Origin of the sequence: Kitasatospora sp. NPDC036755 (assembly GCF_040636595.1) — a bacterium.
GTDB lineage: Bacteria > Actinomycetota > Actinomycetes > Streptomycetales > Streptomycetaceae > Kitasatospora.
In genome coordinates, this window is sequence record NZ_JBEZUT010000249.1 from 1 (window position 1) to 13,297 (window position 13,297).

The window sequence follows — 13,297 nt, forward strand, 5'->3', positions numbered from 1 at the left end:
CACGGCCCGTCCGGCGCCGGCGCGCCCTCGTCCCCGGCGAGGACGCGCCGCACCGCCGCCGCCATCGCCGCCGCGTCGGGCCAGCGCTCGCCGGGCTCCTTGGCCATCGCCCGCCCGACCAGCGCCCCCACCGGCGCGGGCACGGACCCGGGCAGCGGCGGCACGGGCTCCGTCAGGTGTTTGAGGATCACTTCGAGGGCGGTCTCCCCCTCGTACGGGAGGCGGCCGGCGAGGCATTCGTAGAGGACCACGCCGAGCGCGTAGAGGTCCGCCGAGGCGGTGACCGTCCCGCTGGAGGCCTGTTCGGGCGCCTGGTAGGCGGCGGTGCCCAGGACCATCCCGGGGACGGTCAGCCGGGCGTCGCAGGCGGGGCGGGCGATGCCGAAGTCGGCGATCACCGTCCGGTCGTCGCGGACCATCAGATTGGCCGGTTTGATGTCCCGGTGGACGATCCCGGAGGCGTGCGCGGCCTCCAGCGCCTCCAGCACCTGGAGGGCCAGGGCCAGCGCCTCCGCCACCGGCAGGGCGCCGCGCCGCTCCAGCACCGCGCTCAGCGGGCGGCCGTCGATCAGCTCCATGACCAGGTAGCCGACCGGGCGCCGCCCGGCGGCGGAGGCGGAAGCGGAGGCAGGGACGGAGGAGGCGGGGCCGGGGCCGGCGTCGTGCCCGTAGTCGTACACGCCGACGATGCCCGGGTGCCGCAGCTGGGCCATGACCCGGGCCTCGGCGTGGAAGCGCTCGGCGAAGCCGGGCTCGTCCAGCAGGGCGGGCTTCACCACCTTGACCGCGACCCGGCGGCCGAGGACCTCGTCCTCGGCGAGCCACACGTCGCCCATCGACCCGCCGCCCAGCCAGTCCACCAGCCGGTAACGGTCGGCGAGCACGGTGCCGCGCATGCTTCTCCCTGAATCGACGAATTCCGAGCCCCGGGACCGGAGCCGGTCCGGGGACCGGCCCGCTCCCCTGGCGGCGCGCCCTGGTCCGGGGCGCGCCGCGAAGATCATGACACCGGAGGGACGACGACTGACGCCCCATCATAGGAATGACGCCACGCCCCGGACACCACCGCCCGGCCCCACGGCGCAGGCCCGGACCGTGGACGGTCCGGGCCTGCGGTCATTGCTCAGAGTTCGTCACATTTTGGCGCACTGGCCCGACTTGGGGCCGTTCACGGTGTTGGCGAGGCCGCCGTCGACCGGGGCCGGGGTGTTGCCGGAGCAGTCCAGCGGCCCGCGCACGGTGGTGCCGGCCAGCAGGGTGGTGCCCTGGTTGAGGGCGAGGTGCAGCGGCCCGGAGACGGCGGTGCGCAGGACCGCCGTGCCGCCGGTGGTGCCGCTGACGGCGACCGGGCCGTGGACGGTGGTGTCGGCCAGCAGCAGGGTGCGCGCGCCGCGGGCGGAGAGCGGGCCGTTGACGGTGGAGTCGACGGCGACCAGGGCCGCGCCGGGCTGCACCAGGACGGGGCCGTCGATGCTCGCGCCCTGGAGGCAGGTGACGCCCGAGGTGACGGCGAGCGAGGAGTGCTTCCCGCGCACGGTGGTGGTGCAGGCGGGCGCCGCGCCGACGGTGAGCGGCTGTTCGGCCTTCACCCCGCCGACGGTGACGCTCAGCGTCCCGCTGCCGGGGCGCAGCCCGGTCAGGGTGCCGGTGGCCGGGTCGTAGGCGGCGACGGCGGTGCGCGGGGCGCCGGCGGCGGCGCCGATGTGGACGCCGGTGCCGCCCCACTGGGCGGTGACGGGCCAGGCGACGGGCACGGTGCGCTCGCCGTCCTGGGTGAAGGTGGCGGTGACGGGGGCGGTTTCGAGCAGGCCGAGGGCGGTGGGGGCCTTGAGGTCGACGGTGTCGGCGCGGGCGCGGACCTCGGCGCGCAGCCAGGCGGAGGCGTCGTCGTCGGTCTTGTAGGGGTCGGTGACGCGGCCGGCGGCGGGGGTGACGCCGAGCATCGTCCAGCCGGTGAAGCCGCCGCGGTCGGGTTCGGAGGCGGGGCCCTTGCCGGAGTTGCCGTTGATCAGGTGCGGGACGCCGTCGATGCTCCGGGCGTGGAAGGCGCCGACGTGGCCGGTGACCATGGCGGCGGACTTGCCGCCGGTGCGGAAGTCGGCGAGCCACTGTTCGACGAGGGCGGCCTCCTTGCGGTCGGCTAGTTGGCTGCCCTGGTCGGGCAGCGGGTCGCGGGTGGGGTGGTGTTCGAAGAGCAGCAGGCCGGTGATGTCGGGGTCGCGGGCGGCGCCGTCCAGGGCGGTGCGCAGGGTGGCGATCTGGTCGAAGCCGCTGCCGCGCAGGGTGCCGAGCGAGCTGTTCAGGGTGACGAAGCGGGTGCCCTTGACGTCGAAGACCTGGGTGGTGTCGCCGAAGGCGGCCCTGAAGTTGTCGATGGTGCCGGGGCCCATGACCTCGTGGTTGCCGGGCACGTAGTGCCAGGGGATGCTGTGGCCGGTGAGCTGGTCGAACTCGTCGAGGAGCGTGCGGGCGAGGGCGAAGTCGGCGGGGGCGGCCTCGTCGACGAAGTCGCCGTCGATGACGAGCAGTTCGGGCTTGGCGGCGGCGATGTCGCGCAGGGTGCGGCGGGCGGCCCGGACGATGTCGCTGTCGGGGCTGCGGGCGATGAACTGGGCGTCGGACATGACGGCGACGCGCAGCGGGCGGTCGTCGACGGTGCCGTGGGTGAGCACGACGGGGTCGGTGACCTTGGGCCGGACGGGCAGTTCGACGTCGGGGGCGACCTTGACCCGCAGGTCGGCGAGGGTGAGGGCGCCGGTGTAGGAGCGGGCGGCGCTGGTCTCCATCAGGCGGAAGCGCTGGAAGGTGAGCGGGTACTGCACGCCCGCCGGGATGGGGAACTCGACCTTGCGCCAGCCGGTCCAGGTGACCATCGGGGCGTCGAGGTTGGCGGTGACGCCGGCGGCGGTGCGGTACTGGACGCGCGGCCAGGCACCGTTGCCGTCGCCCTCGATCCACATGCTGACGGAGCGGGGCTGGCCGGGCAGCACGATGCCCTCGGGGGCGATGGCGTACTGGCCGCGGGTGCCGGTGGAGTGGGTGAAGTCGTAGGCCAGGCGCAGGCCGTGGGCACCGTCGGGGCCGGGGGCGGGGGCCACCGAGCCGCCGGGGGCGCGGTCGTTGCCGGACTTCCAGGCGGCGGCGTCGGAGAGGTCGGCGAAGGGCTTCTCGGTCATGCCGACGGTGACGGCGACGGCGCTCTTCAGGGTGCCGACGGTCAGTTCGAGGGTGGCCGACCGGCCGTCGGCCAGGGCCTTGAGGGCGATGGTGCCGTCGGGAGCGGCGCTCGCCTCGACGACGCCCTCGCCGCCGGTGACCTTGACGTCGGCGGCCTCGACGGGCGCGGTGTGGCCGAGCGCGTCGTGGCCGGTGACGGTCAGGCGGGCGGTGGCGCCGGCGCCGTCGAGGGCGATCGGCTCGTCGCCGGCGGTGATGCGCGCCGCCGGGCCGAGCACGGTCAGCGGCAGCACGGCTTTCCGGGCGCCCTGGGCGGTGACGGCGACCTCGGCGGGTCCGGAGGCGCGGCCGGTGACGACGGCGTCCAGGCCGCGGCCCTCGACGGCGACCCGCTCGCCGGTGGCGGTGGACCAGACGGTGGCGGGCACCTGGGCGGTGACGGCGCCGTAGGCCTCGTCGTGGGGCAGGGCGCGCACGGTGCGGTGCAGGCCGGGGAAGAGGCGGGTGGCGGTGTCCGCGGGCTCGGCCGGGCGCAGCCGGAAGCCCCGGGCCTGGCCGGAGCCGGGGGTGGAGAACAGTCCGAGGCCGTTGGCGACGGCGCGTTCGCCGCCGTTGTCGGAGGGGCTGCTGACGGTGCCGGCCTGCTGGGCGCCGGGCAGGCGGGCGGCCATCGCGGCGGAGCCGCCGCCGTCCATGTTGAGGGCGTTGTGGGCGCCCATGTCGCGCATCAGGACGGCGAGGTCGGGCAGGTTGATGCCGGGGCTGTCGGCCTGGCGGCCGTCGATGGTGACGAGGTACATGCGCCGGTTGTCGGCGGAGAAGCCGACGGCGGTGCGGGCGTTGGGCTCGTTGCCGTCGTTCTCGCCGGAGCGCTGGGCGACGCCGTCGGCGACCAGGACCTGGTAGCCGCCGACCGCGACGGCGACCTCGCCGAAGGAGGCGCGCGGGCGGTAGCCGACGCTGACCCGGTCGCCGGGCCTGAGGTCGCGCAGGGCGCGGGCGCCGGCCTCGCGGCCGACCAGGACGGTGGTGCCCTCGGGGACGGCGGCGCCGAGGCGGTCGCGCACGGCGGTGACCTGGCCGTCGCGCAGTTCGACCTCGACGGCCTCGGCGGAGTCGCCCGCGACGTGGGCGCGGGTGGCGTTGCCCCAGGCGGGGGTGAACACGCCGACGCCGTCGGCGGGCAGGCCGTAGGTGTTGACGCCGCTGAGCGCCAGCTCGCGGCCGCCGGGCAGGCCCGCGTGGCCCTCCAGGAAGACCTGGGCCATCCGGGCCAGGCCGTCGGTGCCGACGGTGACGGCCTGGTTCCAGCCCTCGACGGGGGCCTGGACCAGGCCGTCCTTGCGGGAGACGCCGACGCCCAGGGGGGCCTCGGAGGCGTTCATGTCGAAGTAGTCGCCGTTGATCGCGGCGACGGCGCCGGCGCCGCGGGCCATGCCGGTGACGGTCTCACGGGTGGTCACCCGGCCGGAGGACAGGTAGTCGACGCTCAGGCCCTCGGTGGCCAGGTCGGCGACGAGGACCTTGCCGCGGATCCAGCCGGCGCCGCCGAGGCGGTCGAAGGAGGTCATGGTCAGGCCTGGGGCGATGGGGGTGACCTCGCGGCGGGTGACCACCGACTCCCCGGGGCGGTCCAGGACCAGGCCGGGGTCGGCGGACTCCTTCACGGGGGGGGGGGCGGGGGCGGCCCAGGCGGGGGCGGCGAGGCCGGTCAGGCCGGCGGCCAGCGCGGTGGCCAGGGCGAGCGCGCCCAGGGCGCGGCGGCCGCGGGTGCGGGTGGTCCGTGCGGTGCGGGTGGTCCGTGCGGTGCGGGCGGGTGGGGGTGGCATGCGGGGCTCTCCTCGTACGGCGGCGGGCTCGGGCGGCTCCGGCGGCGTGCGGGGCGCCGGATTCGTCGTTCGCCTGCGGACGGTGCGGCCCGGGGGCGTGTCCTCCCAGGTCGGGGGCAGCCAACCGTGCACGGACGACCTCCAGTGCACGGGCCGGTGAACCGGCCCGCTCGGCGCCGCGAACAGGAGGCGGGGAGCGGCGGGCGGATCCGGGAGGAAGGCTGACGTACCGCCAGGAAGGGGACAGGGGTCCGCCCCCGACGGCCCGTCCCCGACCGCGTCCGCCCCGTCCCCGGCGGCCGGGCAACTGCCCCGTTCCGGTGCGGATTTCTGGACTTGTGGGTCCATTTTCGGCTGCCTACCGTGCTGTTCGTCCCTCCCGAACGAGCCCGTACGAGCCCGAGCGGGCCCGTACGAGCCCGTACGAGCCCGAGCGGGCCCGTACAAGTCCGTACGGAAGCCCGTACGGGCCCGTACAGAAAGGTGTCAGCCCATGCACGCGATCCGGATCGAGGAGCACGGCGGCCCCGGGGTCATGCGCTGGACCGAGCTGCCGGATCCGGTGCCCGGCCCCGGCGAGGTGCTGGTGCGCCTGGGCGCCGCCGGGGTCAACTACATGGACGTCGGCGCCCGCGCCGAGGGCGGCCCGGGCTGGGCGGCGCCGGTGGTCCTGGGCGCCGAGGGCATGGGCCACGTCGCCGCCCTCGGCCCTGGGGCGGGCGGTTTCGCCGTCGGCGACCGGGTGGCCTGGTTCTACCACCCGGGCAGCTACGCCGAGTTGCTCGCCGTCCCGGCCGCCTCGCTGGTCAAGGTGCCCGACGGGCTGCCGGACGAGGTCGCGGGCGGCCTGCTGATGCAGGGTCTGACGGCGAGCCACCTGAGCACCGAGACCTACCCGGTCGGCCCGGGCGACACCGCGGTGGTGCACGCGGCGGCGGGCGGGGTCGGCCGGCTGCTCACCCAGTTGGTCAAGGCGCGCGGCGGCACCGTGATCGGCCTGGTCTCCCGCGAGGAGAAGGCCCCGGTCGCGCGGGAGGCCGGCGCCGACCACGTGCTGGTCCACTCCGGCGGCGGCTTCGAGGAGCGGATCAGGGAGCTGACCGGCGGGCGCGGGGCCGACGTCGTCTACGACGGCGGCGGCGCCGACACCTTCGTCTCCTCCCAGCTGGCCCTGCGCCCGCACGGGGTGCACGCCTACTACGGCCCCTTCATGGGCGTGCCCGAGCTGCGGCCCACCGACCTGCCGAACAGCATCCTGCTGACCTACCCGGTGGTGCAGCACCACGTCCCCACCCGCGAGGCGCTGGTGCGGCGCACCGGCGAGCTGTTCGACCTCGTCCTGGCGGGCCGGCTCACCCCGCGGATCACCGGCCGCTACCCGCTGGCCGAGGCGGCCCGGGCGCACGCGGACCTGGAGTCCCGGCGCACCACCGGCAAGCTGGTGCTGCTGCCGTGACCGCGCCGGGGGAGCACGTGCCGCCGACCCGCAAGGGCGCCGCGACCCGGCGGCGCATCGTCGAGGGCGCCGCCCGGGAGATCCGCGAGGCGGGCGTGTTCGCGCTACGGCTGGAGGACGTGATGGCCCGCACCGCCACCAGCAAGAGCCAGCTCTTCCACTACTTCCCCGGCGGGAAGGACGAACTGCTGCTGGCCGTGGCCCGCTTCGAGGCGGACCGGGTCCTCGACGACCAGCAGCCCGAGCTCGGAGCCCTCACCTCCCGGGAGGCCTGGCTGCGGTGGCGCGACAAGGTCCTGGCCCGCTACCGCGCCCAGGGCGTCGGCTGCCCGCTGCACGTGGCGCTGTCCCAGCTGGGCACGGCCACCGGCGCGGGCCGGACGGTGGCCGCCGAGCTGCTGGCGCGGTGGCGGCGCCAACTCGCCGCGGGCATCCGCCACCTGCAGGGCGCCGGCGCGGCCCCCGCCCACCTGGACGCCGAGCGGGAGGCCGCGGCGCTGCTGGCCGGGATCCAGGGCGGGGTGCTGATCCTCCTGACCACCGGCTCCGCCGACCACCTGGAGGCGGCGCTGGACTCGGGCCTGGCCCGGCTCGGACTGGGCTGACGCCGCCCCGACCCCGGGCCCCCCGTGACGCCCCGGCGGCGCGCTCCGGGTCACGCAGCGGGGTCGTTCCCGCACGGACGGGCACCGCCCCGGTGTGGAATGGGCCACAGTTCCAGGGCTGTTGGGGGCTTCGAGTGAAAAGGGTCACCCCTCGGGCGGGTTCCCGGCGCGCGGCGGCGCCCGCCCCCGGGCTCCCCGCGGCGGGACTGGGCGGGCGGCGGTCCGGCACGGGCGAAGGGCCTGTCCGCTTCGGGACCTTGGTCGCGAATCCCCCCGACCTTCGACCCGGTGGCGGCCCCGCGGAGCCGGGGCAACCGTGGACGGTCGCCCGTTGTGACCGGGCGATGGCGCCGTCCGAGGTGGACGGCGCCTTCCCCTGCCGTCTACCCGGCGCACGGTGCGCAGTGCGCGCCGTACGCTCCGGAGGACCCCAAGCACATGTCCCAGACCATCGACAACGCCCCGTATACCGCGTTCCACCGCAGGCTGGCCCTGGCCTGTTCCGGCGGACCCCTGCTCGACGGATACATCCTGAGCATCGTCGGCGTCGCCCTGATCGGGATGCGCCCGGACCTCGGGCTGTCCACCGCCGAGGTCAGCCTGATCGGCGCCGCCGCCCTGGTCGGCATGTTCGTCGGCGGCGCGCTCTTCGGCGTGCTGACCGACAAGATCGGCCGGGAGGTGATGTACACCGCCGACCTGCTCGTGATGGTCGCCTGCTCGGTGCTCTCCTTCTGGGTGGACGCGGTGTGGGCGATCGCCGTGCTGCGCTTCGTGCTCGGCATGGCCGTGGCCGCCGACTACCCCATCGCCACCTCGCTGCTCGCCGAGTGGACGCCCACCAAGCACCGCGGCCGCCTGCTCGGCAAGCAGATCATCGCCTGGTACGCCGGATCCGTCCTCGCCTACGTGGTGGGCTACCTGTTCCTGGAACTGGCCGGACCGGGCAGCTGGCGGTGGATGCTCGCGAGTTCCACGGTGCTGTGCGTGGTGTTCCTGGTCATCCGGCGCGGCTCCCCCGAGTCGCCGCGCTGGCTGGCCGCCAACGGGCGGGTCGGTGACGCGGTGCGCGTGGTCGAGAAGCACCTGGGCGTACGCGTGGACGGCCGGGAACTGATGCCCGACCCCACCGAGCGCAGCGGCCCCACCGGCCTGCGCCTGCTGATGACCCAGCCCTACCGGCGCCGCACCCTGTTCTGCGGACTGTTCTTCCTGTGCCAGGTCGGCCCGCTGTTCGCGATGCTCACCTTCGGCCCGCAGATCCTCTCCTCCTTCGGCATGCCCGGCGGCACCGTGATGGAGACCCTCGGCACCGGCCTGATCAGTCTGGTCTTCCTGCTCGGCTGCTACCCGGCGCTGCGCCTGATCGACAGCCGCGGCCGGCGGCCCGTCATCATCTGGTCCTTCGCGCTGATGACCGTCCCGCTGGCGCTGCTGGGCGTGTGGCCCACTGCCCCGGCCGCCGTCGCGCTGCTGGCGCTGTGCGCGTACGCCTTCCTGTGCGGCGGGCCCAACGTGCTCGACTGGACGTACCCCAACGAGCTGTTCCCGACCGAGATCCGGGCCACCGCCGTGGGCGTCGCCACCTCGGTCAGCCGGATCGGCGCGGCCGTCGGCACCTACCTGCTGCCGCTGTCGCTGACCGGGCTGGGCACCGGCCCGACGATGCTGATCGCGGCCGGCACCACGGCCGTCGGCCTGCTGGTCTGCGTCCGGTGGGCCGAGGAGACCCGCGGCACCGCGCTCGGCGCCTCCCCCGCCGCCTCCGCCTCCGCCGGGGCGCCGCGCTCCGCGCGCGGCGCCGTCCCGGCCCAGCGCGTTCCGCAGACGGTGCGCTGACGGTGCGCTGACGACTCACCGGCGACTCGCCGGCGGCGGCCCCTCCGCCCACGGCTCGGCCCCCGCCCGTCCGGGCGTCCCGTTTCCACGGGGCGTGCGGACGGGCGGGGGCCGTCGCGGCTCCTGGGCCCGGCCTTCTTCCATGGCTTCCGGGCCCGGCTCTCCGTCGCGGTTTCCGGGCGCGGCTTCCGGGCGCGGCTCTCCGTCGCGGCTTCCGGGCGCGGCTTCCGGTCAGGCCAGGTCGCCGCGTTCGCGCAGCAGCGGCAGGAGGTGGTCGCGGACGGCCGGGGCCAGGCGCAGGGTGTCGTCGCGGCCGTCGGTCCAGCGCAGGTCGGCGAGTTCGGCGGCGGGGACGGGCTCGCGGTCCAGGGTGGCGGTGAAGACGGTCATCAGCATGGGCACGCCCTCGAGGGCGGCGGTGGCGCGGATGTCGGTGAGGTGGCGGGGGTCGACCGGGGCCGCGCCGAGCTCCTCGCCCAGCTCGCGGGCCAGCGCCCGGAGGGCGTCCTCGCCGGGGTCGGGCTTGCCGCCGGGGAGGTAGAAGACGTCCGGGGCGGCCCGCTTGCTGACGACCAGGAGCCGGCCTTCCCGGATGATCGCGGCGGCGACGACGGTGAGGGGGGCGGGAGCGGAGTCGGGGCTGTCGGTGGCGGCAGAGTCGATCATGGAACGGATTGTCGCAGGTGGGGGGCGCGCCGGAGGGACACCCCTTGCAGGTCTCTGCGTGCGCAACTATTGTTTGCGAATATAGATGCAGCTGCAAAAGTTGCATGCCCGCCCCTTCGTCCGGTCGCCGACCCACCGGGAGTCCGACATGAGCACCTCTCTCTTCGCCCCGTTCACCCTGCGCTCCCTGACCGTCCCCAACCGGATCTGGATGCCGGCGATGTGCCAGTACAGCGCAGCCCCGGACGGGGACGCGGCCGGCGTCCCGACCGACTGGCACTTCACCCACCTCGCGGCCCGCGCCGCCGGCGGCACCGGGCTGATCATCACGGAAGCCACCGCGGTCAGCCCCGAGGGACGCATCTCCCCGTACGACCTCGGCATCTGGAACGACGAGCAGGCCGCGGCCTTCCGCCGGATCACCGACTTCCTGAAGAGCCAGGGCACCGTCCCCGCGATCCAACTCGCCCACGCCGGCCGCAAGGCCTCCACCGAGCGCACCTGGGTCGACCGCGGACGCCCCGTCACCCCGGACGAGGAACACGGCTGGACCCCGCTCGCCCCCAGCGCCGAGGCCTTCTCCCCCGCCCACACCACGCCGGACGAGCTGACCGAGGAGCAGATCGGCGACATCGTGCGGCAGTTCGCCGACGCCGCCCGGCGCGCGCTCGCCGCCGGCTTCCAGGTCGCCGAGGTCCACGGCGCCCACGGCTACCTGATCCACCAGTTCCTCTCCCCCGCGTCCAACCACCGCACCGACGGCTACGGCGGCTCCTTCGAGGGGCGCGTCCGCTTTGCGCTGGAGGTCGTCGACGCCATCCGCTCGGTGTGGCCCGAGGACCTGCCGGTCTTTTTCCGCGTCTCCGCGACCGACTGGATCACCGAGAACCCGCAGGACGGCCGCGAGGGGTGGACCTCCCAGGACACCGTCCGCCTCGCCAAGGAACTCCAGGCCCACGGCGTCGACCTGCTCGACGTCTCCACCGGCGGCGTCGTCCCCGACGCCCGCATCGAGGCCGCGCCCGGCTTCCAGGTGCCCTTCGCCGAGGCCGTGCGCCGGGAGACCGACCTGCCGGTGGCGGCCGTCGGCCTGATCACCGACCCGGCGCAGGCCCAGGCCCTCCTCACCGAGGGCCGCGCCGACGCCGTCCTGATCGGCCGCGAGCTGCTGCGCAACCCCTACTGGGCCCGCCACGCCGCCACCACCCTCGGCGGCGAAGTCCCCACCCCCGTCCAGTACCACCGCACCTGAGCCCGGCAAGCCCACGGAGCGGGAAGTCGGCCCCGCCGACTTCCCGCTCCACGGGGGTTCTCCGTGGCGGGCGACAGCTGTTTCCTTCTCCCCCCGGGTCCTTGCCCGTGCGGCCCGGACCGTGGCTCACCGGCCGCCCGCGGACGGCGTTCCGACCCGGGGTCACCCCCTCGGGTGACTCGGCCACAGGAAATCTTTCGGCTCCGGTAGGGCGCGGTGATGCCATTTCAGGGGGTCTTGGCCGCAAATCTTCCTGTAGGGGCGGGTCAGCATGTCGACTTGAGGTGGAGCGCACTCGAAGTCCTACGGTTCTGCTGGTCGCCGCCGCCGGTGGCCGGGGCCGGGAGACGGAAGAGGAGCAGCGTAGATGAGCATGTCCGCGAACGAGGCCGAGGTCCGCCGGGAGCGTTTCACGCACGGGTTGGAGGTGCTCGACCGGATCGACGGCGAGGTCGGGCGGCGGGTGGTGGACGCGCTGGGTGACGTGAGCCCCGAGCTCGGGCACCAGGTGGTCGCCTGGGGCTTCGGGGAGATCTACAGCCGTCCCGGGCTGGCGCCGCGCGAGCGGCAGTTGGTCACCCTGGGCATGCTCACCGCGCTCGGCGGGTGCGAGCCGCAACTGGAGGTCCACGTCAACGCCTCGCTGAACGTCGGGCTCACCCCGCAGGAGATCGTCGAGGCGCTGCTGCACTCCGCCGCCTACTGCGGCTTCCCGAAGGCCCTGAACGCCACCTTCGTCGCCAAGAAGGTGTTCGGCGAGCGCGGCCTCCTGCCGGTCACGGCGGACCGGCCCGCGGACTGACCGGCCATCGGTCCGACCGGCAGTCGGCCCGCCGGCCCGGCCCGGTGTCCCGCCCCGGTGCGGCGGTCAGGTACGGCGGTCAGGTGTGGCGGCCAGGTGTGGCGGCGCCGCAGCTGACCCGCCTGGCCCGCCCCGCTGGAACAGGGCGGGCCGGATCCCCCGGGTGGTGTCGAGTGGCAGCGGCCGGGGAGACCGCGAACGTGAGGCATCGGACCCGTGCCTGTGCCGGGCCGGGCCCGGGCGCCCCCGGCTCCTGGCCCGGGGCGGGGCCTGTGCGGGTCGTTCACCCCGCCGATGTCCACAGAGGATGGCGTTCTTCGCTCCGCCGCGGCAAGCCCGAAAGGACGAGCGGGATCGGACGCGGCGGCCCGCCGGGGCCCGGGAATACGGGCGGGCAGGGGTGTGAGCTGCGGTTCTCCCCCGACCCCTTCTCGACTTCGAGTGGGACAAAGCGAGAAACCGGGGCGTAAAGCGTTGGACCGTCCCCGCGGCACCCGGCGACCCTGTGCGTGGGTGTCCGTCCCGCCCGGCTCTGGAAGGCCGGGCGGGCGCGAGGACCCCGGTGTCGAGTGGCAGCAACCGCAACCCAGCGAAGCGGAGACCGCATGGAACAGCAGCACACCCCGGCCGCGCACCCGGCGTGCGTCGAGACCCGGCGGGCCCGGGAGATCCGGACGGCCCCCGGCGTCCCGGGGCCGGTCCCGGCCACGGTGCTCGTGGTCGTCGTCCTCCTCCTCACCACCGCCCTGACCGGCTCCGGCACCCCCGCCCGCACCGCCGTCGCCACCCTGGCCACCGGCGGACTGCTCGGCATAGAGCTGGTCCGGCGCCTGGCCGAGGCGCTCACCGTCCGCCGGGCCCGCTAGGCGGCGGCCGATGGGGCGCCTGAACAGCGCCCTGGCTGAACGGGACAAGGAGGTCCGGACGCTCGCGCGGTGGCTGCGCGGGCTGCGCGAGCGCTCCGGCCTCACCTACAGCCAGATGGCGCGCAAGACCGCCGAACTCGCCCAGCCCGTCTCCCTCGCGACCCTCTCCCGCGCGGACGAGGGCCGCACGGTGCCGACCTGGCCGGCCACCGAGGCCTACGTCCGGGCCTGCGGCGGCTCGGTGCGCACCGCCGAGCGGCTGTGGCTGCGCGCCGACGCCCACCGTCCCGGGCGGCGCAGGGGCAAGCCCGTACCGGTCGCACCGGGCGGGGCGGGCCCGAGCCGGGCCCTGCCGTACGTGACGGAGCGCTCCGAACTGCTCGTCGCCATGCGGCGGCTGAGGCTGCGCGCCGGGAGCCCGTCCCTGCGCGAACTGGAGACGCGCGCGGCGCGGGGCGGCCCGGTGAGCCATCTGCCGCGCAGCACCCTGCACGGGGTGCTCGCCGGTCAGCGGGGCTGCACCGAGCGGGTCCTCGTCGAGTTCGTCCGGGCCTGCGGGGTGGGTCCGGCAGAGGAGGCCGAGTGGGTCACGGCCCTGCGCCGCACCGGCGCGGCGCCGCCCCCGCCCCCCGACCTCCACCGCCGACTCACCGAAGCCCGAGCCGAGATCCAGCGCCTGCGCCACGCCCTCACCACCCGGCCCGCCCCTACGGAGAGGAGCCGATGAGCACGGCCGCGGGGGGGGGGGGGGGGGGGCGGCGGGGCGGCGCCGCCCCCCACCGGGGGGGGCCGGAGAGAGTGATGT

At 75.6% G+C, this 13,297-nt stretch carries 10 protein-coding genes; 7 read left to right on the forward strand and 3 right to left on the reverse strand.

The features are described 5' to 3' along the window. Together AB0E96_RS29575 and AB0E96_RS29580 are read right to left on the reverse strand one after the other, a co-directional pair. On the reverse strand, nt 1-896 hold an 896-nt coding region (locus AB0E96_RS29575), incomplete at its 3' end, for a serine/threonine-protein kinase (RefSeq protein ID WP_359828794.1). A 237-nt stretch (nt 897-1,133) separates the two neighbouring features. Beyond that, a complete protein-coding gene (locus tag AB0E96_RS29580; RefSeq protein ID WP_359828795.1) occupies nt 1,134-5,006 on the reverse strand; it encodes a phosphodiester glycosidase family protein in 3,873 nt (1,290 codons plus the stop codon). Between the two features lie 493 nt (nt 5,007-5,499). Here AB0E96_RS29580 and AB0E96_RS29585 point away from each other — a divergent pair, with 493 nt between their 5' ends. The 3 genes from AB0E96_RS29585 (at nt 5,500) to AB0E96_RS29595 (ending at nt 8,906) form a co-directional block, all read left to right on the forward strand. Beyond that, nucleotides 5,500-6,462, forward strand: a complete 963-nt coding sequence (locus AB0E96_RS29585; protein ID WP_359828797.1) for a quinone oxidoreductase — start codon at nt 5,500-5,502, stop codon at nt 6,460-6,462. A 17-nt stretch (nt 6,463-6,479) separates the two neighbouring features. Beyond that, nucleotides 6,480-7,067, forward strand: coding sequence for a TetR/AcrR family transcriptional regulator (locus AB0E96_RS29590; RefSeq protein WP_359828806.1), 588 nt, complete (start codon nt 6,480-6,482; stop codon nt 7,065-7,067). A 438-nt stretch (nt 7,068-7,505) separates the two neighbouring features. Beyond that, nucleotides 7,506-8,906, forward strand: coding sequence for an MFS transporter (locus AB0E96_RS29595; RefSeq protein ID WP_359828798.1), 1,401 nt, complete (start codon nt 7,506-7,508; stop codon nt 8,904-8,906). Nucleotides 8,907-9,137: 231 nt separating this feature from the next. On the opposite strand, the gene AB0E96_RS29600 is transcribed toward AB0E96_RS29595, so the two are convergent. Continuing rightward, nucleotides 9,138-9,572 (reverse strand): NUDIX domain-containing protein, encoded by a 435-nt coding sequence (locus tag AB0E96_RS29600; RefSeq protein WP_359828800.1) that lies wholly within the window; start codon nt 9,570-9,572, stop codon nt 9,138-9,140. Nucleotides 9,573-9,720: 148 nt separating this feature from the next. Between AB0E96_RS29600 and AB0E96_RS29605 the strand changes: the two genes are divergently transcribed. The 4 genes from AB0E96_RS29605 to AB0E96_RS29620 all read left to right on the forward strand — a co-directional run bounded on the left by AB0E96_RS29605 (nt 9,721) and on the right by AB0E96_RS29620 (nt 13,219). Then, nucleotides 9,721-10,824 (forward strand): NADH:flavin oxidoreductase/NADH oxidase, encoded by a 1,104-nt coding sequence (locus AB0E96_RS29605; protein WP_359828801.1) that lies wholly within the window; start codon nt 9,721-9,723, stop codon nt 10,822-10,824. A gap of 373 nt (nt 10,825-11,197) precedes the next feature. Further along, nucleotides 11,198-11,626, forward strand: coding sequence for a carboxymuconolactone decarboxylase family protein (locus tag AB0E96_RS29610; protein WP_359828807.1), 429 nt, complete (start codon nt 11,198-11,200; stop codon nt 11,624-11,626). A 605-nt stretch (nt 11,627-12,231) separates the two neighbouring features. Then, nucleotides 12,232-12,492: a hypothetical protein gene (locus AB0E96_RS29615; protein ID WP_359828803.1), complete on the forward strand. Its 261-nt coding sequence runs from the start codon at nt 12,232-12,234 to the stop codon at nt 12,490-12,492. 10 nt (nt 12,493-12,502) lie between these two features. Beyond that, nucleotides 12,503-13,219 (forward strand): helix-turn-helix domain-containing protein, encoded by a 717-nt coding sequence (locus tag AB0E96_RS29620; protein ID WP_359828805.1) that lies wholly within the window; start codon nt 12,503-12,505, stop codon nt 13,217-13,219. Nucleotides 13,220-13,297: the final 78 nt, after the last annotated feature.